This window comes from Gracilibacillus salinarum, assembly GCF_022919575.1.
GTDB classification, from domain to species: domain Bacteria; phylum Bacillota; class Bacilli; order Bacillales; family Amphibacillaceae; genus Gracilibacillus; species Gracilibacillus salinarum.
Genome location: NZ_CP095071.1, coordinates 204,899 through 229,585 on the forward strand (window position 1 = coordinate 204,899; position 24,687 = coordinate 229,585).

At 39.4% G+C, this 24,687-nt stretch carries 21 protein-coding genes; 20 read left to right on the forward strand and 1 reads right to left on the reverse strand.

Annotated elements, in window-relative coordinates; genetic code table 11:
- The first annotated feature begins 95 nt into the window (after nt 1-95).
- The 9 genes from MUN87_RS00970 to MUN87_RS01010 all read left to right on the forward strand — a co-directional run bounded on the left by MUN87_RS00970 (nt 96) and on the right by MUN87_RS01010 (nt 10,731).
- Nucleotides 96-1,025 (forward strand): aspartate carbamoyltransferase catalytic subunit, encoded by a 930-nt coding sequence (locus MUN87_RS00970; protein WP_244744993.1) that lies wholly within the window; start codon nt 96-98, stop codon nt 1,023-1,025.
- The gene (pyrC, locus tag MUN87_RS00975) at nt 985-2,265 is read left to right on the forward strand and encodes a dihydroorotase (RefSeq protein WP_244744995.1); all 1,281 of its coding nucleotides are present in this window, start codon (nt 985-987) and stop codon (nt 2,263-2,265) included. The genes MUN87_RS00970 and pyrC overlap by 41 nt, the downstream gene beginning before the upstream one ends.
- The gene (locus tag MUN87_RS00980; RefSeq protein ID WP_244745004.1) at nt 2,262-3,353 is read left to right on the forward strand and encodes a carbamoyl phosphate synthase small subunit; all 1,092 of its coding nucleotides are present in this window, start codon (nt 2,262-2,264) and stop codon (nt 3,351-3,353) included. Before pyrC ends, MUN87_RS00980 begins: the two co-directional genes overlap by 4 nt.
- Nucleotides 3,353-6,553 (forward strand): carbamoyl-phosphate synthase large subunit, encoded by a 3,201-nt coding sequence (carB, locus tag MUN87_RS00985; RefSeq protein WP_244745016.1) that lies wholly within the window; start codon nt 3,353-3,355, stop codon nt 6,551-6,553. Before MUN87_RS00980 ends, carB begins: the two co-directional genes overlap by 1 nt.
- Entirely contained in the window at nt 6,550-7,311 is a 762-nt protein-coding gene (locus tag MUN87_RS00990) for a dihydroorotate dehydrogenase electron transfer subunit (RefSeq protein WP_244745027.1), read from the forward strand. The genes carB and MUN87_RS00990 overlap by 4 nt, the downstream gene beginning before the upstream one ends.
- Nucleotides 7,308-8,219 (forward strand): dihydroorotate dehydrogenase, encoded by a 912-nt coding sequence (locus MUN87_RS00995; RefSeq protein ID WP_244745041.1) that lies wholly within the window; start codon nt 7,308-7,310, stop codon nt 8,217-8,219. Before MUN87_RS00990 ends, MUN87_RS00995 begins: the two co-directional genes overlap by 4 nt.
- Entirely contained in the window at nt 8,216-8,920 is a 705-nt protein-coding gene (gene pyrF / locus MUN87_RS01000) for an orotidine-5'-phosphate decarboxylase (protein ID WP_244745043.1), read from the forward strand. The genes MUN87_RS00995 and pyrF overlap by 4 nt, the downstream gene beginning before the upstream one ends.
- Nucleotides 8,913-9,536 carry an orotate phosphoribosyltransferase gene (gene pyrE, locus MUN87_RS01005; protein WP_244745047.1) on the forward strand — a complete coding sequence of 208 codons (624 nt, stop codon included), beginning with the start codon at nt 8,913-8,915 and terminating at the stop codon, nt 9,534-9,536. Before pyrF ends, pyrE begins: the two co-directional genes overlap by 8 nt.
- 487 nt (nt 9,537-10,023) lie before the next feature.
- Nucleotides 10,024-10,731 (forward strand): polysaccharide deacetylase family protein, encoded by a 708-nt coding sequence (locus MUN87_RS01010; RefSeq protein ID WP_244745050.1) that lies wholly within the window; start codon nt 10,024-10,026, stop codon nt 10,729-10,731.
- A 458-nt stretch (nt 10,732-11,189) separates the two neighbouring features.
- On the opposite strand, the gene MUN87_RS01015 is transcribed toward MUN87_RS01010, so the two are convergent.
- A complete protein-coding gene (locus MUN87_RS01015; protein ID WP_244745051.1) occupies nt 11,190-12,902 on the reverse strand; it encodes an Rqc2 family fibronectin-binding protein in 1,713 nt (570 codons plus the stop codon).
- Nucleotides 12,903-13,043: 141 nt separating this feature from the next.
- On the opposite strand from MUN87_RS01015, the gene MUN87_RS01020 reads away from it, so the two are divergent.
- From MUN87_RS01020 to rsgA, 11 genes are all read left to right on the forward strand, one after another.
- Nucleotides 13,044-13,922: a YicC/YloC family endoribonuclease gene (locus MUN87_RS01020; RefSeq protein WP_244745052.1), complete on the forward strand. Its 879-nt coding sequence runs from the start codon at nt 13,044-13,046 to the stop codon at nt 13,920-13,922.
- A 30-nt stretch (nt 13,923-13,952) separates the two neighbouring features.
- Nucleotides 13,953-14,213: an extracellular matrix/biofilm regulator RemA gene (gene remA / locus MUN87_RS01025; protein ID WP_244745055.1), complete on the forward strand. Its 261-nt coding sequence runs from the start codon at nt 13,953-13,955 to the stop codon at nt 14,211-14,213.
- A 15-nt stretch (nt 14,214-14,228) separates the two neighbouring features.
- Nucleotides 14,229-14,849: a guanylate kinase gene (gene gmk / locus MUN87_RS01030; protein ID WP_244745057.1), complete on the forward strand. Its 621-nt coding sequence runs from the start codon at nt 14,229-14,231 to the stop codon at nt 14,847-14,849.
- Nucleotides 14,846-15,061, forward strand: coding sequence for a DNA-directed RNA polymerase subunit omega (gene rpoZ / locus MUN87_RS01035; protein ID WP_305037427.1), 216 nt, complete (start codon nt 14,846-14,848; stop codon nt 15,059-15,061). Before gmk ends, rpoZ begins: the two co-directional genes overlap by 4 nt.
- A 71-nt stretch (nt 15,062-15,132) precedes the next feature.
- Nucleotides 15,133-16,326: a bifunctional phosphopantothenoylcysteine decarboxylase/phosphopantothenate--cysteine ligase CoaBC gene (gene coaBC, locus MUN87_RS01040; protein ID WP_244745069.1), complete on the forward strand. Its 1,194-nt coding sequence runs from the start codon at nt 15,133-15,135 to the stop codon at nt 16,324-16,326.
- Nucleotides 16,327-16,334: 8 nt separating this feature from the next.
- Nucleotides 16,335-18,743, forward strand: coding sequence for a primosomal protein N' (gene priA, locus MUN87_RS01045; RefSeq protein WP_244745076.1), 2,409 nt, complete (start codon nt 16,335-16,337; stop codon nt 18,741-18,743).
- 14 nt (nt 18,744-18,757) lie between these two features.
- A complete protein-coding gene (gene fmt / locus MUN87_RS01050) occupies nt 18,758-19,696 on the forward strand; it encodes a methionyl-tRNA formyltransferase (RefSeq protein ID WP_244745078.1) in 939 nt (312 codons plus the stop codon).
- Complete coding sequence (gene rsmB, locus MUN87_RS01055; RefSeq protein ID WP_244745088.1) at nt 19,693-21,048, forward strand: 16S rRNA (cytosine(967)-C(5))-methyltransferase RsmB; 1,356 nt, start codon at nt 19,693-19,695, stop codon at nt 21,046-21,048. The genes fmt and rsmB overlap by 4 nt, the downstream gene beginning before the upstream one ends.
- A 21-nt stretch (nt 21,049-21,069) precedes the next feature.
- A complete protein-coding gene (locus MUN87_RS01060; RefSeq protein ID WP_244745095.1) occupies nt 21,070-21,807 on the forward strand; it encodes a Stp1/IreP family PP2C-type Ser/Thr phosphatase in 738 nt (245 codons plus the stop codon).
- Entirely contained in the window at nt 21,807-23,804 is a 1,998-nt protein-coding gene (pknB, locus tag MUN87_RS01065) for a Stk1 family PASTA domain-containing Ser/Thr kinase (RefSeq protein WP_244745097.1), read from the forward strand. Before MUN87_RS01060 ends, pknB begins: the two co-directional genes overlap by 1 nt.
- Nucleotides 23,805-24,686, forward strand: a complete 882-nt coding sequence (gene rsgA / locus MUN87_RS01070; protein WP_244745104.1) for a ribosome small subunit-dependent GTPase A — start codon at nt 23,805-23,807, stop codon at nt 24,684-24,686.
- Nucleotide 24,687 lies beyond the last annotated feature (1 nt).

Consider the following 24,687-nt stretch of genomic DNA (forward strand, 5'->3'; position numbering starts at 1 on the left):
AATAAAGTGAGACTTTCTTTGTGATACTCGAAGCTTGAAGTGGGAGTCTTACAGACGGTTAGCGCCGTTATGAAAATTATAGGGAGGAATGTAAAATGAAACATTTTGTGACAATGAAGGATCAAAGCGAAGCAGATATTCTTCAACTGGTAATAAAGGCAGATTGTATTAGTAAGCATGGCGCCGTACCATTTCAGTCTCCATTTTTTGCTGCAAATCTTTTCTTTGAACCAAGTACAAGAACCAAAATGAGTTTTGTTGTAGCGGAACGAAAACTAGGTATTGAACCTTTAGATTTCGCCGCGGATTCCTCTAGTGTAACGAAGGGTGAAAGTATTTACGATACAGCAAGAACATTTGAATCGATCGGTGCGAACGTCATTGTCCTGCGCCATCAGCAAGAAAATATCGCTAGCCAACTAGCTGACTCCATTTCCATCCCTGTCATTAATGCAGGAGATGGGACGGGAGAACATCCGACACAGTCTCTGCTTGATTTAGTCACGATCTATCAGGAATTCCAACAATTCAAAGGAGTTAAAGTGGTGATAGCCGGTGATATCAAGCATAGTCGGGTAGCGCGATCCAATGCATATGCGCTCTCAACGTTAGGTGCGGATGTCTACTTAACAGGTATGGAAGAATGGCAGGATGATACATTACCTTACCCATATCTACCGATTGATGAAGCTACAGAGATAGCAGATGTCTTCATGCTGTTAAGGATTCAGCATGAAAGACATCAGGATCATGTATCCTTTCAACAGGAAAGTTACTTAGAGCAATACGGACTCACATTGGCGAGGGAAGCGAAAATGAAACGTGATGCGATCATTATGCATCCTGCCCCTGTGAATCGGGGAGTAGAGATTGATACTCGCCTTGTAGAATGCGAACGTTCCAGAATATTTAAACAAATGCAAAATGGTGTGGCTGCAAGAATGGCTGTCATCGATACACTGTTAAATCAAGGGGGAACTTTTCATGAAAAGACTACTAACAAACGTCAAGCAATTATTGGATAACGGTTCTACACAATCGTGCGAACTTTTAATTGAAAATGGAACGATTACAGCTATTGGTACTGAGCTTGCCGCAGAAGGTGCCGAAATAATTGATGGACATGGTCATCTGGTAACGCCGGGTTTTGTCGATGTTCATGTCCACCTTCGCGAACCGGGCGGAGAAGCAAAGGAGACAATTGCAACTGGTACAGCTGCGGCAGCGCGTGGCGGTTATACGACGGTGTGTGCTATGCCAAACACACAGCCAACTCCAGATTCTGTAGAAGTTTTAGACATGATTCAGGCAAAAATCACAGAAACGGCACAAATTAGAGTATTACCTTATGCTTCTATTACAGAACGTTTAGTAGGAAATAAATTAACAGATATGAAAGCATTAAAAGAAGCTGGTGCCTTTGCTTATACTGATGATGGAGTCGGTGTTCAGTCAGCTGACATGATGCTGAAGGCTATGCAACAAGCTGCATCGATCGACATGCCGATTGTGGCACATTGTGAAGAGAATACATTAATCCATAACGGTGTGATGCATGACGGGCAAATCAGTGAACAGCTAGGTTTACCTGGCATTCCATCGATTTGTGAATCTGTCCAAATTGCCAGAGACGTACTTTTAGCAGAAGCTGCAGATTGTCATTATCACGTCTGTCATGTTAGTACAAAAGAATCGGTTCGAGTGATTCGTGATGCGAAACGAGCAGGTATTAAAGTGACAGCAGAAGTTACACCACATCATCTATTAATTAATGAAAATAGTATTAAGGCAGATGATGCTAATTTCAAAATGAACCCGCCATTGCGTGCAAATGAAGATCACCAAGCTTTAATTAATGGTTTGCTGGATGGGACAATCGATTTTATTGCAACCGATCATGCACCGCATACCGCTGAGGAGAAGGCAAATGGTATGACAGAAGCACCATTTGGAATTGTCGGTTTTGAGACAGCTTTTGCCTTACTTCATACCCATTTTGTTGAAAAAGGGATTTTCACGTTGAAGCAGCTGATAGATTGGTTGACAATCAAACCAGCTGAGACATTCGGTCTGCCATACGGTCGGATCGAGCTTGGTGCAAGCGCAGACCTGACATTGATTGACTTAAACAATCAAGAAGTTATCGACAAATCTACATTTCTATCTAAAGGGCAGAACACACCATTTGATCAATGGGAAGTGAAAGGCAAACCAGTGATGACCATTTATCAAGGTGAGACAGTATATGAGGAGGCAATACGATGAGAAGACAGCTAATTTTAGAGGATGGTACGGTATTTAACGGGGAAGCATTTGGTTCCTTGAATGAAAGTATTGGGGAAGTAGTCTTTAACACAGGGATGACTGGTTATCAGGAAACATTATCTGATCCATCATATTGTGGGCAGATTGTTACCATGACCTATCCGTTAATCGGAAATTATGGTATTAATCGTGATGACTTCGAAACAATTAATCCTTCCATTTTTGGTTTTGTAGTCAAAGAATATTGCCAGTCACCATCTAATTTTCGCAGTGATGAGAATTTGGACGAGTTTCTAAAAGCAAATAATATTCCTGGTATCGCAGGAATTGACACGAGAAAGCTGACCAAAATTTTGCGTAAACATGGTACGATGCGTGGTATCCTGACAGAGGCTGGCGCAGAAGATGAACGTGCAGAAGAGAAGCTTGCTCAGTCAACACCAATGCACGATCAGGTTGCACAAGTTTCAACCATTAAACCTTACGTATCGCCGGGTAGAGGTTATCGTATTGTGCTTGTCGATTTTGGCATGAAGCATGGTATCCTTCGTGAATTGACGAAGCGGAACTGTAATGTAACAGTGGTGCCATATAACTATAGTGCAGAGAATATTCTCCGCTTAAAGCCAGATGGTATCATGCTTACGAATGGACCGGGAGATCCGAAAAAAGTACCAGAAGCGATCGAAATGATTAAAGATGTTATTCCAACGGTTCCGACCTTTGGTATTTGCTTAGGTCATCAATTGCTTTCATTAGCTTGCGGAGCTGATACGGATAAATTAAAGTTTGGTCACCGTGGTTCCAACCATCCGGTATATGATTATGAAACAAAACGTACGTATTTGACTTCACAAAATCATGGCTATGCGGTAACTGCGGAGTCGTTAGAAGAGACTGAGCTAGAACTAACCCAGATTGCCTTAAATGATAAAACAGTAGAGGGAGTCAAACATGCTGTCTATCCGGCTTTTTCCGTACAATACCATCCGGAAAGCTCACCAGGACCAGACGATACAAACTACTTATTTGATAAATTCATGCAAACGATCGAAAGCTATCAAAGTGCAAACAAGGAGGAAGTCTAATGCCAAAAAGAACAGATATTAACAAAATTTTAGTGATCGGATCAGGACCAATTGTCATCGGACAAGCTGCAGAGTTTGATTATTCTGGAACACAAGCTTGTCAATCGTTAAAAGAAGAAGGTTATACCGTTATTTTGGCTAATTCCAATCCAGCTACTATCATGACAGACCATACGATAGCAGATACTGTTTATATGGAACCTTTAAGTGTTGAATTTCTTTCTAAAATCATCCGTAAAGAACGCCCTGACGCGGTATTACCGACACTTGGGGGGCAAACGGGCTTGAATTTGGCTGTTGCATTGGATGAGTCAGGCATTTTGCACGAATATAATGTAGAACTGTTAGGAACGAAACTAGACGCGATTCAAAATGCAGAAGACCGTGAAAAATTCCGTACATTAATGAATGAAATAAACGAACCAGTACCAGAAAGTCAAATTGTGAATACTGTTGAACAAGCGTTAGATTTTGCTGATGAAATTGGTTATCCATTAATTGTTCGTCCTGCTTATACATTAGGGGGAACTGGCGGTGGAATGTGCTACGACGAAACAGATTTAAGAGATATTACCCGCAATGGATTGTCGCTTTCTCCGGTAAATCAATGTTTAATTGAGCGAAATATTGCTGGATTCAAAGAAATTGAATATGAAGTAATGCGTGATAAAAACGATCAGGCTATCGTTGTTTGTAATATGGAAAATATTGATCCCGTCGGTATACATACCGGTGATTCTATTGTAGTAGCCCCTTCTCAAACGTTGAGTGACAGAGAATATCAGATGCTTCGTTCAGCATCGCTGAAGATTATCCGTGCTCTGGAAATAGAAGGTGGCTGTAACGTTCAGTTAGCAATCGACCCTTACAGTTTCCAGTATTACATTATTGAAGTAAACCCGCGGGTAAGTCGATCTTCTGCGTTAGCATCGAAGGCGACAGGTTATCCAATTGCAAAGATTGCTGCTAAAATAGCGATCGGTATGACACTGGATGAAATCATGAACCCGATCACTGAAACAACGTATGCATGTTATGAGCCAGCACTAGATTATATCGTAACGAAATTCCCTCGCTTCCCATTTGATAAATTTGTATTAGGGAATCGTACGCTAGGTACACAAATGAAGGCAACTGGCGAAGTCATGGCAATCGGACGTAATTTTGAAGAATCATTGTTAAAAGGTATCCGGTCATTGGATATCAGCGGTGAAGATTTCTATTTACCTAGAATTGCTGAAGAATCAATGGAAGTGTTAAAAGAGCGCTTAGCAAAGGCGGATGATGAACGTATTTACGTACTAGCCGAAGCTTTACGTAAAGGGCTCTCAGTTGAAGAAATTTTCAACTTAACGAAAATTGATCGCTTCTTCTTAGATAAAATTAAGAAAATCATTGATTTTGAACGTAAATTAGCTGATATTCCTCAAAATATCGATTTATTAAAAGAAGCAAAAACACTAGGATTATCTGATACTCAAATCGCTCGTGTCTGGAATGTTGATGTAGATGAAGTGTACCAACTGCGTATCGCGGAGAACATCTTACCAGTGTATAAAATGGTAGATACTTGTGCAGCAGAATTTGAATCAGCTACACCATACTTCTACAGTGCGTATGAAGAAGAAAACGAATCTGAAGTAACAGATCGTAAGAAAGTTTTAGTAATCGGCTCCGGTCCGATCCGAATCGGGCAAGGGATAGAATTTGACTATGCAACAGTTCATTCTGTATTAGCATTAAAAGAAGCGGGTTATGAAGCGATCATCATGAATAGCAATCCAGAAACAGTGTCTACTGATTTCAGTGTTTCGGACAAACTATATTTTGAGCCGTTAACATTAGAAGATGTCATGCATGTCGTTGAATTGGAAAAACCTGAAGGTGTGATCGTTCAATTCGGTGGTCAAACAGCGATCAATCTTGCAGAAGGATTAGAACGACGTGGAGTGCAAATACTAGGAACACCTCTTACTGCAATTGATGCGGCAGAAGATCGCGACAAATTTGAACAGTTATTACAAGAGTTAAATATTCCACAACCTCAAGGTAAAAGTGTTCGTCAGCTTGATCAGGCTAAAGAAGCTGCAGCTGAGATTGGCTACCCGGTGTTAGTACGTCCATCGTATGTTATCGGTGGGAGCCAGATGGAAATTGTTTATAATCAAGAAGAGTTGGAAAGCTATTTAGCGAAGACTAATCATATTAAACATAAGCACCCTGTATTGATTGACAAATATTTAACAGGGATAGAAGTGGAAGTCGATGCAATCAGTGATGGTGAAACAACTATTATACCAGGTGTGATGGAACACATTGAGCGCGCTGGTGTACACTCAGGAGATTCAATCGCCGTATATCCGACACAGCGACTATCCGAAGAAATTAAACACAAATGTGTAGATATTACGATTAATATTGCGGAAAAATTAGGTGTGCGCGGCTTAATCAATATTCAGTTTGTCGTTCACAAAAATGAAGTATATGTACTGGAAGTAAATCCGAGAGCTAGTCGTACTATTCCGTTCTTGAGTAAGATTACGGGTGTCACCATGGCAAATATTGCAACTCGTTGTATCATTGGTGAATCTTTAGCTAATATGGGGTATGAAAAAGGACTTTTACCAGAACCAGAAACAGTATCAGTCAAAGTACCGGTATTCTCCTTTGAAAAACTACGCAGTGTGGATACCATGCTCGGGCCAGAAATGAAATCGACCGGTGAAGCCATTGGCCGCGACAGAACGTTGGAAAAAGCACTTTATAAAGGATTAACAGCTTCCGGATTGAAGATCCCAATGGAAGGTGCTGTTCTCATTACAGTTGCTGATAAAGATAAAGAAGAAGCGTGTCAATTGGCGCAGCGATTCTTTGAGCTTGGTTTTACTATGTATGCGACAGAAGGTACTGCGAACACGCTTAGAGAAATGAATTTGCCAGTAATAGAAGTAGGAAAAGTAGGGGCAGAGGACAAAAACGTGATCTCCGTTATTGAGCAAGGGGAAGTACAGCTTGTAGTCAACTCGTTAACATCTGGTAAGAAACCTCGTTCAGACGGCTTTAGAATTCGTCGTGAAGCAGTAGAACATGGTGTGCCATGTTTAACAAGCCTTGATACAGCAGAAGCAATTGTGAATGTGATTGACTCCACTACGTTTACTGCAAAACCAGCAGTTGAAGGGAAGGCAATAATATTTTGATAACCAAACAATTACTGCAGATTTTAAGTCATGTCCAAATTGCGGAAGATACGTTCGAAGTTGTCTTACAATCTTCTTTAGCAAAAGAACTAAAGCCAGGACAGTTTGTGCATATTGCCTTAAAAAATCATATGCTTAGAAGACCAGTTTCTGTAGCTGGGATTGATAAAGAAAAAAATAATTTCACTATTATCTTTAAAATTTTTGGCGAAGGGACACGTGCGTTAAGTCAATGTAAAGCTGGGGATGAATTAGATGTGATTCTACCTTGTGGCAGTTTCTATCCTGTTGATAATTTAGAGCTTGACCATGCCTTAATAGTAGGTGGAGGAATCGGCGTTCCTCCTCTCTACTACCTGGCAAAAACTTTAAAGGAAAAAGGTGTAAAGGTAACAAGTGTATTAGGTTTTCAGAATAAAAATCAGGTTTTTTATGAAGAGAAATTTCGAATGCTAGGTGATACCTACATTGCTACTAATGATGGCAGCTATGGTTCAAAAGGATTTGTTACAGATATTATTTCCGGACTTTCTGATCCATTTGATTATTATTTCTCGTGCGGTCCTACCCCAATGTTGAAAGCTGTAACTAATCAATTAGAAGCTCACAACGGTTATATTTCATTAGAAGAACGAATGGGTTGTGGTGTGGGGACATGCTATGCATGTGTGGTACCATCTAAAACAGATCCAGCCAAGTCGAAAAAAATTTGTAAGGATGGTCCTGTCTTTGCGGCAAATGAGGTGTTATTAACATGAGTTTATCGACTAAAATGCCAGGACTGAATTTAAAGAATCCGGTCATGCCAGCATCTGGTTGTTTCGGATTTGGAAAAGAGTACAGCCAGTTTTTTGACTTGAACGAACTGGGTGCGATTATTGTAAAAGCTGCTACTAGAGAGGCGCGCTATGGGAATCCGACTCCTCGTGTTGCAGAAACAGCGAGCGGTATGTTAAATGCGATTGGTTTACAAAATCCAGGCGTTGAAAAGATCATCGATAAAGAATTACCTTTCTTACGACAATTCGATACACCTGTTATAGCTAATGTTGCGGGTAGTACAGTGGAAGAATACGAGTACGTAACGAAAGCATTAAATCGTTCGCAAGATGTATCTGCCTTAGAACTGAATATTTCATGTCCCAATGTGAAAGAAGGAGGCGTGCAATTTGGTACTGACCCTGAATTAGCTAAAGAAGTGACATATGCTGTAAAGCAAGCGAGTAATTTTCCAGTTTATGTGAAGCTATCTCCGAATGTAGCAAATATTGTAGGTATGGCTAAGGCAGTGGCAGATGGTGGAGCGGATGGTATTTCTATGATTAATACGTTGACAGGTATGCAAATGAACTTGAAACAGCGCAAGCCTATCATAGCAAATAAAACAGGAGGCTTATCAGGACCTGCTGTAAAACCAATTGCAATTCGCATGATTTATGAAGTACGTCAAGCACTAGATTTGCCGATTATCGGTATTGGAGGCATCATGAATGCTGAAGATGTGGTAGAATATCTTTTGGCGGGTGCAAATGCAGTAGCGGTAGGAACAGCTAATTTCCAAAATCCGTTAGCCTGTCCAGAAATTATTCAGGCATTGCCAGATGTGTTGAATAAATATGGATTTAATTCTGTTGAAGATGCAATTGGAAAGGGGCATGAAGCGTGAATAAACCATTTTTTCTAGCTTTGGATTTCAGGACTGGGGATGAAGTGAAAGACTTCTTGCAATCGAATGATTTAGCAGAAGCCCCGGTAAAAGTGGGAATGGAACTATTTTATCGAGAAGGACCAGCCATTATTTCTTGGCTAAACGAACGGAATCATTCGATCTTTTTAGACTTGAAATTACACGATATTCCAACAACTGTCGAAAAAGCAATGTACAACCTTGCTGATTTAGGAGTGGATATTGTCAACGTGCATGCTGCTGGTGGTTCAGAGATGATTAAAGCAGCCAGAAGAGGCTTAGAAGCTGGAGCAAATGGAAAAGTACCAAAACTAATTGCCGTTACCGTACTTACGTCTATGGATGAAGATATATTGCAAAAGGAATTGTATGTCAACCAATCAGTAGAAGAAGCGGTTCAGCGTCTCGCTTTATTAACAAAAGAAAGTGGAGCTGACGGTGTAGTTTGTTCAGCACATGAAGTACCGGCTATAAAAGAAGTATGTGGTAAAGACTTCTTGACGGTAACGCCTGGTATAAGGCTAGCAGATGTTCATAACAATGATCAAAAACGAGTAGCCACACCAGCACTCGCAAAACAAAACGGAGCCGATTATTTGGTGATTGGCAGAAGCATTACACAGGCGAATAGCCCGAAAGCGAATTATCAACGTGTACTAGAGGAGTGGGACCATGCTTAAATCAAAAGAGTTGGCATATGCTTTGTATGATATTGATGCCATTCAAATACGTCCTGATCGTTCTTTCGTCTGGACATCAGGAATTCAGTCACCTATATATTGTGACAATCGCTTAACCATGTCTTATCCGGAAATAAGACAGCAAATCGTTGAACAGTTTGCGCAAATGATCGAACAGATGGATGAAAAACCTGATGTTATCGCTGGTTGCGCAACAGCAGGCATTCCACATGCCGCTTGGTTAGCTTCATATCTAGATTTACCAATGGTTTATGTAAGATCAAAACCTAAAGGACATGGTAAACAAAACCAGATTGAAGGAAAAATTTCTGAAGGTGATAAGGTAATTGTCATTGAAGACTTGATCTCAACTGGAGGATCTTCATTAGATAGTGCTGTGGTATTAAAGGAAGCAGGGGCCAAGGTATTAAGTGTTTTAGCTATTTTTAGTTATGGTTTGCAAAAGGCTGATAATCAATTTAATGCTGCTGGTATTCCATTTGCAACAATCAGCAATTTCGATGTACTTGCAGATACACTAGTTGAAAATGACAAAATCACCGAAGCAGAAAAAACAGATTTATTACAATGGCGGAATGAATTAGGAAATAACTAATATAATATTTCCTGGGCAACCGCAAAATGCAGTTTGTTTCGCTATCATTCGACGGCAAAACAGGAACAATAGTCATCTAACAGATTACAGATCTATCATTTCTGTAATCTGTTTTTTTATGTGAACGATTTATTTGTCTCGAAGTGTGAGCAGTATCCGGTTCTTATAATATGGATTATGTAAAGTATCTGCTTAGCAAAGCTCCGGAAATAGGACCCGCAGGACGCGGAGTGGTTGGACGGAGCGGTATCACACCACTAAAAACTTGTCAAAATGAATTCTTTGCTAGCATAATCCATATTATAGGAATTTTAATATTTACTTGATTTTGATATGCTGTGTTGGTTTTTCTGTTTTTCCTGAGAAAATCACAGATGATCATTTCAGTGATACTCAAAAGCGAACATATTAGGTGTTGTGAAACAGGGCGAGTATGACTATGATAGAATTTAGTAAGCTTATTAATTAAGAAAGCAGGTATTTTTTGATGAAAAAGAAATTACTTTGGAGCGGTTTGGCTATATGCTGTTTAATGTTCCTAGCTATAGGTGGATATAAACTAATGAATGCGCGGGAATTTCAATTATTCGGTGAATTAACAGCTAAAGTGGAAACTGATGAAAAGATTGTTGCTCTAACTTTTGATGATGGACCGTCTGAGAACGTTCCAGGAATTTTATCGTTATTGGATGAATATCAGGCTAAGGCAACTTTTTTTCTGATTGGACAAGATATAGCGAAATATCCTGAAATGGCCAAGGCTATTGTTGATGCTGGACATCAGATCGGAAATCATAGCTATACGCATACCAGAATGGTAGTCAAATCCCCAGCGTTTGTAAAGAAGGAATTATCCTTAACAGATGATTTAATTAGAGACGCCGGATACGAAGGTGACATTGATTTTCGTCCGCCATTTGGTAAAAAACTTGTCGTTTTGCCATGGATGCTGAACAATCAGAAGAGGGAAACAATCATGTGGAATATTGAACCGGATACATATGCGAGCTCAGTAGAAGAAAAAGTGAAATATGTACTCGATAACATAGAAAAAGGATCCATTATCTTGCTCCATCCAATGTATGATGACGGAGAGGAATTACAAGTGATGGAAACAATCTTAAAAGAACTAACAGAACAAAACTACCGCTTTGTTACAATAGACGAACTACAAAAGCATGCAAACGAAAATTAGCCGCAATTATTAACCGCAGTATTAATTAATCATATATATGTACGGATAGCCAGCCTTGAATTTCGATCTGTTGTATTACTTGTTGAGCTAGTCCACCTGGCCCTAACTAACAACATAATATAAAACTACCTATAATATGGATTATGTAAAGTAGAATTGTATGTAAATGTGGTAATTTTGATATGAAGTATGTGCTTAGCAAAGCTCCGGAAATAGGCTCCGCAGGACGCGGAGTGGGTATCCTAGCACATTAAATATCTCAATATGGATGCTTGGCTAGCGATGGCTAGTTAACATAATCCATATTATAAGAACCAACCTTCCTATTTATCGTGATTAGTTCTCTGACTGAACTTTCTTTGTTATTAAAAAGCCCCGTCTTGGAGTTGACGGGGCTTTTCTATACAACCGATTTATACTGTCAATTTCATCTCAGAAGCAGTGGTGTGTTCGTTAGCTTAGCTTTTCTTCCGTAATCGTTCAATCAATTGCTGATCAGGCGTTACAAACAATGTCTTTTGATTATCATAAGTGACAAAACCAGGTTTTGCGCCGTTGGGTTTCTTGACATGTCTAATCAGCGTATAGTCTACTGGTACAGAGGAGGAATGTTTTGATTTACTGAAATTCGCTGCTAGTTGTGCGGCTTCCAGTAGCGTGTCTTCGCTTGGATCATGTGTACGAATTACGACGTGTGAACCTGGTATATCTTTCGTATGCAGCCAGATTTCATCTTTTCTAGCAAGTCGATTTGTTACATATTCGTTTTGCTTATTGTTTTTACCTACTAAAATTTCCGTACCGTCTGTTGCATGAAAAATCTCAGGCGCTGGTTTTGCTGGCTTTTTCTTTTGTTTTGACTGGGATTGTCTTTTCTTTAAATAACCTTGCTCTTGTAACTCTTCTCGAATCTCCTCAATATCCTGTTCACGTGCAGAATCAATTTGCTCAATAATTTCATCGAGATATTTCATTTCCTCATAGGTTTTTTTCTTTTCTTCTTCTACCATTTCTTTAGATTTTTTCAGTTTGTGATACTTTTTAAACAGGGATTGTGCATTCTCGCTTGGAGATTTGTTCGGGTTAAGTGAAATAATTCGTTTGGATTGATCAGGGTCATAATAGTTAATTACCTCGACCTCTTTATCCCCATGGCGAACTAAATGCATATGCGCTGTTAATAATTCGCCATCACGCTGATAACGATCCGCATCCTTTGCATCCTCCAGTGTTTGATCGAGCTTACCTAACTTCCGCTTATTTTTCTTTTGTTCATTGGTTAGAAAACGGAGCAAATCACCTGCTCTTTGCTTAACTCTGTCACGTTCTGCCTTACCGGAATAGAAATGATCAAGCATTTTACTAACACTAGAGAAATCTTCTCGATTTTCCATTGCATTTGTTAAATGGATAACATAGAAACGCTCTTTTTTGCCATGCATAACGTTAGGTTGATACTGGTGCTTTGCCAATTGCAGTTGAACTTGTTCAAAAGCATCCTTATAGGTTTGAAGGTCACCTAAACCTGCTCTTGTCACAATTTCTTTAGCTAACATCGGAGACACACCCATTAATGTATTGACCAGTTGCTGATCCAATTTACCAGCATTAAAATCCAATTTCCTTATTAACTGATCACCATCAAGGCAGAAGGGATCAACCTTCTGATGGCTCGGTGGCTGTACATAAGTACTGCCTGGCAAAATCGAACGATGACGGTTTTGTAAACTGGAGATATGCTTGATGCTATCCAGAATAACCTGTCTTTCCTGATCGATTAAGATGATATTACTGTGTTTTCCCATCACTTCGACGACGAGTGTTTTGACACTTGGATCGCCAATTTCATTTCTTGTCTGGAAATGAATATGAATAATTCGTTCATTTTCTATCTGTTTAACCGATTCAACAAAACTTCCACTTAAATATTTGCGCAACATCATACAATACATCGACGGTTCCTTTGGGTTATCGTATGTATCATTTGAAATGTGAATTCTTGCATAGCTAGGATGAGCACTAACTAATAATTGCTTATTTTCTCCATGTTTGCGAATCGTCATGACTAATTCTGTTTCTGTTGGCTGATATATTTTTAAAACGCGTCCAGAAACCAACTCTTGATCAAGCTCGTTTCCAACAGCACGTGTAACTATTCCATCAAATACCATGTAAATCACCTCATCTAATTATTATAACATTTCTTTAAGCAAAAAACTGCCCAGAATCATTTGTCTATCATTTGAAAAGTCTGATATGATGATTATGATAGCCAGATTATGTTTATAATAAAAGATGGAAGTGATGTATGAATGAAAAGCATGACAGGATTCGGCAGACAGGAATTGCAATTGGCTGAAATGTACATCATAGCTGAAGTTAAAACGGTAAACCATCGCTATTTGGATATAGCTTTCCAAATGCCAAAGTTTTTAGTTCCAATTGAAGATCAGTTAAAGAAGATAATCCAGCAGCGCGTTAATCGAGGAAAAGTCAGTGTGACAATCGATGTGAGTGGAGTCGGAACGAGTTCTAAAAAAATAATCACAAATTGGGATTTAGTGGAACAATACATAAAACAGTTTCAGCAAATTAAACAGACCTATCAGCTTGATGGTGAGGTAACATTGGACATGCTAGGCCAATTTCCAGACATATTTGAGGTGGAGCAACGAGAAGAAAGTAAGACAGATACGGATATGAAAGTTCTGCTTACTTTAGAAAAAGCAGTTGAAAACCTTCATGCTATGCGACTAAAAGAAGGCACTGAACTTGGGAAAGATCTTCAATTACGAACAGAAATTATACAAAATAAAATAAAACAGTTGGGTGAGAGGCGAAAAATTGTTATAATAGAGTATCAGGAGCGAATAAAAGAACGTATAAACAGTTATCTCGAAAATACTTCTGTTTACGACGAATCCAGGTTGTTTCAAGAAATCGCGCTTCTAGCCGAAAAAGGCGACATAACAGAAGAACTGACAAGAATACATAGTCATATCATGCAATTTCAGCAACTGTTGAAAGAGACGGAACCGATAGGGAGAAGATTGGACTTTATTGTTCAGGAACTAAACAGAGAGTTAAATACGATCGGTTCTAAGTCAAATGACACATGGATAAGTGAGCAAATAGTATCTTTAAAAAGCGAATCAGAAAAAATGAAAGAGCAAATACAGAATGTAGAGTAAGTTGTTCTTAGATTTAAGGGGGAGCTCGAGATGAGTTTAAAGTTAATTAATATCGGTTTTGGAAATGTGGTTTCTGCCAACAGGATCATATCAATTGTATCACCGGAGTCCGCTCCAATTAAGCGTATTATAACGGTCGCTAGGGAAAATAATAAACTAGTAGACGCTACATACGGAAGAAGAACAAGAGCTGTCATCGTTACAGATAGTGATCATGTAGTACTTTCAGCCGTTCAACCGGAAACAGTTGGACAACGAGTCATCAGCCACGATGAAATAAATGAAGAATAATAGGGAGGAACTATTTTGATAAAAGAGAAAGGAATACTGTTTATTTTATCTGGTCCATCTGGAGTAGGGAAAGGGACAGTAAGAAAGGCGTTATTCGAGCAAGATACCAATTTAAAATATTCGATTTCGATGACAACGAGGGCCATGCGCGAAGGGGAACAGGAAGGTGTAGATTACTTTTACCGTACGCGTGAGCAATTTGAACAAATGATTGAAGATCGACGTATGCTTGAATATGCTGAATATGTCGGCAACTATTATGGTACACCTAAAGAATATGTGGAGGAGACGATTGAAAGAGGTCATGATGTATTTCTTGAAATTGAAGTGCAAGGTGCTCTGCAAGTAAAAGAGAATTTTCCTCAAGGTGTTTTTATCTTTTTAATTCCACCAAGTCTGGAAGAATTAAAAAACCGCATCATTGACCGTGGAACAGAAACAGAAGATCTGATTATTAATCGCTTAAAAGAAGCAAGTAATGAGATCGAAATGATGGATAAATATGATTATGTTGTGGTAAATGATAACGTGGATGAAGCGGTAAATAAAGTGCAAGCGATTGTGAAGAGTGAACATTGTAAAAGGGAAAGAGTAGCAAAACAATTTAAAGCATTGCTGGAGGTAGATGAAAAATGATATTAGAACCGTCAATTGATAAATTACAAACAAAAATCAATTCGAAATATACGCTTGTGACGTTAGCGGCAAAGCGTGCACGCCAAATTCAAAATACGAAAATGCATCAAGTAGAAAACCCGCGAGCAGCAACTTTCGTAGGTTTAGCATTAGAAGAAATTCTAGAAGAAAAATTAACGGTTGATCCAGATCAGGAAATCATACATGATTAATATTTAAATATCGTCCCTCGCATTGCGTCGCGCTGCGAGGGTTTCTTCTATATCAGAGATGGGGTGTCTATGTGTTAAAAGGAAAAAAAATACTTTTAGGTGTCTCTGGTGGCATTGCTGTATATAAAGCAGTTGCATTAACTAGTAAATTGACACAAGCCGGAGCAGAAGTGAAGGTGCTGATGACAAGTCATGCACAGGAGTTCGTTACACCATTAACCTTTCAGGCGATATCAAGAAATCCTGTCTATACCGATACCTTTGACGAGAAAGATTCCAAAAAAATTGCCCATATTGATTTGGCAGATTGGGCAGATATGGTAATAATAGCACCAGCTACTGCAAATGTGATTGGAAAAATAGCAGGCGGAATAGCAGACGATATGTTGACAACGACATTATTGGCAACGCAGGCGCCGGTATACATCGCTCCAGCTATGAATGTTCATATGTACCAGCACCCCGCAGTCATCCAAAATATGCAGTCATTAGATGCATGGGGATATCGATTTATTGAGCCAGGAGAAGGTTATTTAGCTTGTGGCTATGTTGGAAAGGGTCGATTGGAAGAACCAGAGAAGATGGTCGAACTTCTTGAGAGTGAAACAAATCGTTGTAGTGGCTGGCAAGGAAAAAAAGTACTGATCACTGCAGGACCAACACGTGAAGCATTAGATCCAGTCCGCTATTTCACTAATTATTCATCAGGGAAAATGGGTTATGCACTTGCGCAAGCTGCTATGGAGCAAGGGGCAGACGTGACGTTAATATCAGGTCCTGTCCATCTAAGCCCTCCGCAACGTGTACAATTTGTAAAGGTAAACAGTGCAGCCGACATGTTTGACAAAGTAAAGCAATATTACCAAGACATGGATGTCATTATCAAATCAGCTGCAGTTGCTGATTATACGCCAGCAATCGTTCATAACCAAAAGCTAAAAAAACAGGGAAGTTCGATGACCATTGAAATGGAGAGAACAACGGATATCCTTCAATTTTTGGGTGAAGAGAAGACCCACCAATATTTAGTCGGATTTGCAGCTGAGACAGATAATGTGATGGATTACGCGAAGAGCAAACTAACTAAGAAAAACTTGGATGCCATTGTGATGAATGATGTCGGCAACAAAGAAATCGGCTTTGCCTCGGATCAAAATGAAGTAGTTGTTTTAACAAAAGACGGTAAAGAGCAATCTCTTCCACAGTCAAGTAAGAAAGACATTGCCAAAGCAATTATTCAACTTATTGATAAGGAATTGAGGTAGAACGAAACATGCAAGTTGCAAAAGTTATAGTTGATGTACCGACAAATCAGACGAATCGTACGTTTGATTATCTAATACCAGAGAACTTAGAAGATCTTATTCAAAGAGGGATGCGCGTTTCTGTTCCGTTCGGTCCGAGAAAAGTGATGGGCTTTGTTCTCAATATCGATAATCATTCGGAATTCGATAAATTAAAAGCAATTGATGAAGTCATGGATCTGACGCCCGTATTGACGGAAGAGTTGCTGCAATTAGGTCAGTGGATTAGCGAGCAGACGGTAAGTTTTTATATTCAAACATTCCAGGCAATGCTTCCGCAAATTCTAAAGGCAAAATATAAAAAAGAAATCGAAGCTTTGACAGAGGAAGAGCTGCCTGAAGAATTGCAAAAACTATTTGCTGGAAGACGGGTTATGGCTTATGAAGAATTTACGGAAAGACAGGGTAACCATGCTTTGTTATTAAAGGAAGTACGAAATGGACATGTTCAAATTAATTATCAGGTGAAGTCGAAAGAGACGAACAAGGTTCAGCGGTTTATCGCACCAGATAAAGAGGCATACTTATTACAGGAAGTATTAGAAGATATACCGAATCAAGCGAAGAAGCAAAAGCAAATTGTCGAATTCTTTATCGAACATCCAGAACCAATTACTCAGAAGCATTTATTAGGGAAACTTAAGACTACGATGCAAACAGTCAACCAGTTAATTGAACGTAATATTTTAAAGAAAATCGATAAGAAAGTGTACCGGGATCCTTACCAGGATAGTGAATTTAAAGAGACTAAGCCGCTTCCTCTCAGCGGTCAGCAACGAACGGCTATTGAGCCGATCTGGAATGCAACTGATACAGATCAGAATCAAGTGTTTCTGTTGCATGGTGTAACGGGAAGTGGTAAGACTGAAGTATATTTACAAGCGATAGAGAAAGTGTTGAATAAAGGGAAAGAAGCGATCGTATTAGTTCCTGAAATCGCCCTTACCCCGCAAATGGTCAATCGCTTTAAAGGAAGATTTGGTTCAGAAGTAGCTGTTTTACACAGTGCTTTGTCAGCTGGAGAAAAATTTGATGAATGGACTAAGATTCATAATAAAGAAGTAAAAGTTGTTGTAGGGGCCCGTTCCGCTATTTTCGCTCCATTTGAGAATATCGGTATTATCATTATTGATGAAGAGCATGAAACAAGCTATAAACAGGATGAACAACCTAGGTATCATGCTCGGGAAGTAGCGAAACAGCGAGGGAGTTACCATCAATGCCCGGTTGTACTAGGCAGTGCTACACCCATGCTGGAATCATATGCTCGAGCGACGAAAGGTGTCTATCACTTACTGGAGATGCCAGACAGAATGAATGAGGCAACGATGCCACCAGTAGAAATCGTTGATATGCGTGAAGAATTATACGCTGGTAATCGTACCATGTTCTCTGTGAAATTATTAGACGCTATTCGTTCCAGGTTAGAAAAACAACAGCAGGTTGTGTTATTTTTAAATAGAAGAGGTTATTCTACTTTTGTTATGTGTCGTGAGTGCGGAGATGTTATGAAATGCCCTAACTGTGACATTGCACTGACGTTTCATAAAAGTTCTCACCAATTGAAATGCCATTATTGTGACTATCAAATTCCAATGGTGAATGAGTGTCCTACGTGCAGCAGTAAAACAATCCGCTATTTCGGTACTGGAACTCAAAAAGTAGAAGAAGCTTTAAAAGAGCAGATTCCAGAAGCTGATATTATTCGAATGGATGTGGATACAACCAGGCGCAAAGGCTCTCACAAAAAACTGCTCGATCAGTTCGGTAGTGGAAAGGCGAATATTTTGCTAGGTACGCAAATGATTGCCAAAGGATTAGACTTCGAGAATGTTACATTAGTAGGCGTATTAGCCGTAGATGCGATGTTGCACTTACCAGATTTCCGTTCATCGGAAAAAACATTTCAACTTTTAACACAAGTCAGCGGCAGGGCTGGAAGGCATCAGTTACCTGGCGAAGTAATCATCCAAACTTACACACCAGAGCATTACAGTATTCAATTAGCTAGCCAATATGATTACCAGCAGTATTTCATGCAGGAAATGACTATGCGAAGAAGCTTTCATTACCCACCTTATTATTTTCTCACCCTGATCACGGTATCTCATCCAAATCAGATAAAGGTACAAGAGGTAACGAAAACGATCTGTAAATTATTGTACAAACATTTATCAGACCAAGCGACTATTTTGGGGCCTACGCCATCACCGATGGTTCGCATAAATAATAGATATCGGTACCAGTGCATGGTAAAATATAAGGATGAGCCAAACCAAAAAGAAATTATACGTAAAATACAAACACACTATCGTGATGACATTCATCGTCATGATTTAACAATACAAGTAGATTTTGAACCATATTCATTAATGTAAGAGGAGTTTTTCTTATGAACAAAATTATTTTTATGGGTACTCCGGATTTTGCAGTACCTGTGCTGGAAAGAATCATCGCAGAAGGATATCAGGTGGATCTTGTGGTAACACAGCCTGATCGTCCACGGGGCCGGAAAAGAGTCATGACCCCACCACCAGTAAAAGAAGCTGCTGAGAAACATCAAATTCCGGTTTTTCAGCCAGAGAAAATCAAAGATAATTTTCAGCCAATTGCAGATCTTAAGCCAGATTTAATTGTAACAGCAGCATTTGGCCAACTACTGCCCAAAGGGTTATTAGAAATTCCTGCATATGGTTGTATAAATGTCCATGCATCGCTTCTACCTGCTTTACGTGGGGGTGCGCCCATTCATTATTCCATTTTGGAAGGGCATGAGAAGACAGGAATTACAATTATGTATATGGCAGAGAAGCTGGATGCCGGTGATATCATCAGTCAACATGCGTTAACGATTGAAGAATCTGACGATGTTGGATCATTGCATGATAAATTAGCTACTATAGGAGCGGATTTATTAAGTAATACGATCCCTTCGATATTTTCAGGGGAAGCCAATCGTGAAAGACAAGATGATTCGTTGGCAACTTTCGCCCCAAATATTACGCGTGATCAAGAGAAAATTGACTGGAACTTGTCTCAACAATCAGTCTATAACAAGATCAGAGGACTTCACCCATGGCCTGTTGCTTTTACATTATGGCAAGGTAAAATCTTTAAAGTTTATCAGGCCGAAAAAGCAATGCAAGCTAATAGCCAGCCAGCTGGAACCATCATTAATACGAGTGAAGAAGGAATTACCGTAGCAACTGGAGACAAAAAGGCTGTGCGGTTAACGACAGTACAACCTGCAGGGAAAAAGAAAATGACAGCTGCAGAATTTCTTCGTGGTGTCGGCAGTAATCTGAAAGTAGGAGAGAAATTAGGCGAATGACAACAGCAAACAATAACATACGGGAAATCGCCTTGGATATATTACTTCGAATAGGTGACCAAGGTGGTTACAGTCACTTGGTAATTGACCAGGCATTAAATAAGCATCAGTTGGAAACAAGAGATGGCGCATTGCTAACAGAAATCGTATACGGAACCTTGCAAAGAAAAATGACATTAGCATATGATCTTGATCGTTTTATTAACAAGAAGAAAAAAATGAATCAATGGGTAAAATGGCTGTTATATTTGTCAATGTATCAAATGAAACATTTAGATAAAGTGCCGGACCATGCAGTTATCCATGTCGCCGTCGAAATTGCGAAAAAGCGAGGTCATAAAGGGATTGCTAGTTTTGTGAATGGCATTCTGCGTGCAGCACAACGGGAAGGCTTTACGGACTATAGTGAGATTGATAATGAAGTGAAGCGAATCAGTGTGAAAACAAGTCATCCAGAGTGGCTCGTGGAACGATGGATCGAGCAATACGGGTTGAAAGTAACGGAGAAAATGTGTGAAACGAACCTGCTTCACAAACAAATGACCGTTCGTGTTCAGCCATTAAAAACGACAAGATCTCAGTTAATAGAACAATTAGAAGCGGATGGGATCAAGGCAAGAGCTTCTGATGTTTCAGATCAAGGTATTATCATTGAAAAAGGTAATGTATTAAAGCATGAATCTTTCACGAACTCGATGTTTACGGTGCAGGATGAAAGCTCGATGTTAGTAGCGGAATTGATGGACTTAGATTCAGGTATGACCGTATTGGATGCTTGCAGTGCACCTGGTGGAAAAACGACGCACATTGCTGAAAAAATGCAGGATAATGGTACAGTGTATGCGTATGATTTACACGGAAAGAAAGCTAAGTTAGTAGCGGATAAAGCAAAATCACTAGCGTTAACGTCGATTCAGACAGGTCAGGCTGATGCACGAAAATTACAAGAAAAGCATCAACCTTCCACGTTTGACCGAATATTAATAGATGCACCGTGTACTGGCTTAGGTGTACTGCGAAGCAAGCCTGATATAAAATATAATAAAAGTGAAGATGACATTACCCAATTGTCTCACATCCAACATGAAATACTAGATCATGTAGCACCTTTATTGCGAGTAAATGGTAAGTTGACTTATAGTACTTGTACGGTAGATAAAGAAGAGAACGACTACGTCATCAAATCATTTCTTCAACAGCATCCTGAATATCAAGTAGACCAGGAGTTCTTCAATGAGATACCAGAAGCATTGCAGAATACTAGTGGATCAAGTGAATATGGTATGCAAATATTTCCTCAAGATTTTAACAGTGATGGCTTTTTTATTACGAGACTATTGCGAAATAGTTGATGGGGATTAGAGGTGGAAAGAATGAAATATGTGTATCAATCGGACAAAGGTAAGATCAGACAATTGAATGAGGATGCTGTGACAGTGATTCCCAAACAAGAAGCATTGCTAGCAGTTGTGGCTGATGGCATGGGAGGTCATCAGGCTGGTGATATTGCCAGTAAATTAACGATTGAACAATTAGAGAAATTGTGGACAGATTCTGATATGCATAATCTAGATTTGAAAAAATGGCTGGCAGCTTCTATCAAGGAAGTGAATAATGTAGTGTACCAAAAGGCGCAATCTGATTCCTCTTATCAAGGGATGGGTACGACGATTGTGGCAGCTGTGTGTACTGAAAATGATATAATCATCGGCCATATAGGAGATAGCCGTGCTTATTTAATTAGTAATGCAGATTGGAAGCAAGTTACCGAAGACCACTCGTTAGTTGGGGAACTAGTTAGAAGTGGACAGCTATCCAAAGAAGATGCTCAGCTCCATCCGAGAAGAAATGTTATATTAAAAGCTTTAGGTACAGAACCTGATTTAGAACCTGATATGTTCCAATCTGACTGGAAAGAGTTTAATCGACTTCTTATTTGTTCAGATGGGTTAACAAACAAAGTTACCGATCAGGAGTTACATGAAGTCATTAGTGAGGATTCCCTGGACAATCTTGGCCAGACGTTAGTCGATTTAGCGAATGAACGTGGTGGCGAAGATAATATTACATTGGCTATCGTTGATTCACATAATGAAGTTGGTGACGCTTGATGTTAGAAGGTAAAGTGTTAAATGAACGATATGAGATCATAAAACTGATCGGCGGAGGCGGGATGGCCAATGTTTATTTAGGAAATGACAGGATCCTTGAACGGGAAGTGGCTATTAAAGTACTACGCCTTGAATATGCGAACGACCAGGAGTTTATCACGAGATTTCACCGGGAAGCACAGGCGGCGACCAGTTTGTCTCATCCGAATATCGTCAGTATTTATGATGTAGGTGAAGAAGACCAGATTTATTATATGGTCATGGAATATGTTGATGGCATGACACTAAAACAATACATACAGCTGCATGCGCCAATTGAAGTGGAAGAAGTCATTGATATCATGACACAAATCACCGCAGCTATTGCTCAAGCACATGAGAACGGCTTAATCCACCGTGATATTAAGCCACAGAATATCTTGATTAATCCTTATGGTCAAGTGAAAGTAACCGACTTTGGAATTGCTGTAGCATTGAGTGCTACTGCTCTAACACAAACGAATTCTGTACTTGGATCTGTCCATTATTTATCACCTGAACAAGCTCGAGGTGGTAAAGCAAATCGGAAATCAGATATATATTCGCTTGGGATACTATTATTCGAATTATTGACGGGACAACTCCCTTTTTCGGGACAATCGGCAGTATCGATTGCTTTAAAACATTTACAGTCTGAGACACCATCGATTCGGGAATTTAATCCACGTGTACCTCAGTCTGTCGAGAATATTGTTTTGAAATCAACTACGAAAGATCCGTTCTACCGATATCAAACGGTATATGAAATGGAAGAGCAATTAATTCATTCATTAGATCCTGATAAGATGAATGAAGCGAAATTTCAGCCACCTGAATCAGAAGACACGATTACAAAGGCAGTCCCAATTATTAAAGAAGGGGATCATCTTGCAGATCAGAAGCTAGATGAAACAGCTACAATTGTCAGTACACCATCTGATAAAACAGAGCAGGCAGTAGCTCCAACAGAAAAGAAAAAATCCAAACGAAAAAAAACGTTCGTTTGGGTAACAAGCTTGTTCGTCGTTCTGTTCGGTGCTATTTTAATTGCATTATTTGTGTTGCCTGGATTATTCCAACCAAAGGATGTAGCAGTTCCTGATGTAACAGGTCTAAGCTATGAGGATGCTGAGCAGCAATTAACAGATTTAAAACTAACGGTAGCGAAGGAAGAAACTTCTGATGAAGAGGTTGAAAATAACCATGTGATTGAAACGTCACCTGCTGCTAACAAACAAATTAAAGAAGGCGAAGAGGTTACGGTTTATGTAAGTTCTGGACCGGAGACATTTGAAATAGATGATTATGTAGGTAATGATTACGATAGAATTGAGTCGATATTACTTGATGCAGGCTTTAAAGATGTGAAATTCTATGAAGAATTTTCAGATCGTCCCGCAGGGGAAATTATCGCGCAATATCAACCATCTGCAGGGAGTGAAGTAGTCCCTCGTGATACGAATGTTATTTTTGAGGTAAGTAAAGGACCAGAACAAATTACCTTAAACAGACTAGTTGGATTACAGGTTGATGAAGCAACTACCTATATCGAGGATAATGAATTAAATGCCGAAATTAAGGAAGTCCATAGCGAAGAGGAAGAAGAAGGTATTATATTGGAGCAAAACCCTGCAGCCAACGAAAAACTCGAAAAAGGTGATACGGTTGAACTTACTGTATCGAAAGGACCTGAACCGAAACAGCAAGTCACACATACCGAATCGATTACGATCCCGTATACAGGACAAACCGATGAGGAAACAGGGGAGAAAGCCCCGCAGGAAATTAGTATTTACGTGGAAGATATGAATAATGATATTACGGAATTGTATCAGGAAGTGAAAATGATTAAGGAAGATACGTCATTTGATATCGACTTGACCATTGCTCCCGATGATGAAGCAACTTATAAAGTACTTAGAGATGATGAACTGATTATGGAGAAAACAATACAATATGATGATGTAGAGGGTGAGTAAATGCCGAGAGGTAAAATTGTCAAGGCTCTTAGCGGATTTTATTATGTGCAGTATGAAGGTGGTCTTGTTCAATGCCGTGGTAGAGGGAATTTTCGTCAAAAAAAGATAACACCACTTGTGGGTGATTATGTCGAGTTTGAATACCATGATAAAAAAGAAGGATACATTATGGCGATTTCGGAAAGAGAAAACCAATTAACCAGACCACCAATCGCTAATGTAGATCAGGCTATCATTGTGACATCAGTGAAGCAGCCTGATCTTAGCCTTAATCTATTAGATAAGTTTTTAGTTTTAGTCGAATCTAAATCAATCCAACCATTATTATTTTTTACAAAAATGGACTTACTTGAAGAAGAGGAAGAGAGTATTGTTAGAGAGAAACTTGCCTATTATCAAACGATTGGTTATGAGGTAGAATTTCTCTCAACAAAAGATCGGGAGCTGAACCATCAACTTTCCGTTCATCTAAATCAAAAGGTTTCTGTTTTTGCTGGCCAATCTGGAGTCGGCAAAACATCATTATTAAACACAATTATACCGGATTTGCAGTTGGAAACAGATAACATCTCGGAAAGTTTAGGCAGGGGGAAACATACGACCAGGCATGTCGAGTTAATTACTTTTGAAGAAGGATTAGTCGCAGATACCCCTGGGTTTAGTGCGCTTGACTTCAAAGAAATTGACTTAGAAGTTTTACCTGAATGCTTCCCGGAATTTGTTGAACTTCAAAATCAATGCAAGTTCAGAGGCTGTATGCATGTTAAGGAGCCAAAATGTGCGGTGAAGGCAGCATTAGATAGAGGAGAAATCTTAGAGGATCGCTATCAGAATTATTTACAATTCGTCGAAGAAATCAAAAATAGAAAGCCGAGGTATTAAT

Excerpts from the sequence above, each read along its gene's own strand:
- rpoZ (WP_305037427.1), top strand. The coding sequence starts at position 14,846 with ATGATATTAGAACCGTCAATTGATAAATTACAAACAAAAATCAATTCG.
- MUN87_RS01015 (WP_244745051.1), bottom strand. The coding sequence starts at position 12,902 with ATGGTATTTGATGGAATAGTTACACGTGCTGTTGGAAACGAGCTTGAT.
- rsgA (WP_244745104.1), top strand. The coding sequence starts at position 23,805 with ATGCCGAGAGGTAAAATTGTCAAGGCTCTTAGCGGATTTTATTATGTG.
- MUN87_RS01060 (WP_244745095.1), top strand. The coding sequence starts at position 21,070 with ATGAAATATGTGTATCAATCGGACAAAGGTAAGATCAGACAATTGAAT.
- remA (WP_244745055.1), top strand. The coding sequence starts at position 13,953 with ATGAGTTTAAAGTTAATTAATATCGGTTTTGGAAATGTGGTTTCTGCC.
- MUN87_RS00970 (WP_244744993.1), top strand. The coding sequence starts at position 96 with ATGAAACATTTTGTGACAATGAAGGATCAAAGCGAAGCAGATATTCTT.
- MUN87_RS01020 (WP_244745052.1), top strand. The coding sequence starts at position 13,044 with ATGAAAAGCATGACAGGATTCGGCAGACAGGAATTGCAATTGGCTGAA.
- pknB (WP_244745097.1), top strand. The coding sequence starts at position 21,807 with ATGTTAGAAGGTAAAGTGTTAAATGAACGATATGAGATCATAAAACTG.
- priA (WP_244745076.1), top strand. The coding sequence starts at position 16,335 with ATGCAAGTTGCAAAAGTTATAGTTGATGTACCGACAAATCAGACGAAT.
- carB (WP_244745016.1), top strand. The coding sequence starts at position 3,353 with ATGCCAAAAAGAACAGATATTAACAAAATTTTAGTGATCGGATCAGGA.
- MUN87_RS01010 (WP_244745050.1), top strand. The coding sequence starts at position 10,024 with ATGAAAAAGAAATTACTTTGGAGCGGTTTGGCTATATGCTGTTTAATG.
- rsmB (WP_244745088.1), top strand. The coding sequence starts at position 19,693 with ATGACAACAGCAAACAATAACATACGGGAAATCGCCTTGGATATATTA.
- MUN87_RS00995 (WP_244745041.1), top strand. The coding sequence starts at position 7,308 with ATGAGTTTATCGACTAAAATGCCAGGACTGAATTTAAAGAATCCGGTC.
- pyrE (WP_244745047.1), top strand. The coding sequence starts at position 8,913 with ATGCTTAAATCAAAAGAGTTGGCATATGCTTTGTATGATATTGATGCC.
- fmt (WP_244745078.1), top strand. The coding sequence starts at position 18,758 with ATGAACAAAATTATTTTTATGGGTACTCCGGATTTTGCAGTACCTGTG.
- pyrC (WP_244744995.1), top strand. The coding sequence starts at position 985 with ATGAAAAGACTACTAACAAACGTCAAGCAATTATTGGATAACGGTTCT.
- MUN87_RS00980 (WP_244745004.1), top strand. The coding sequence starts at position 2,262 with ATGAGAAGACAGCTAATTTTAGAGGATGGTACGGTATTTAACGGGGAA.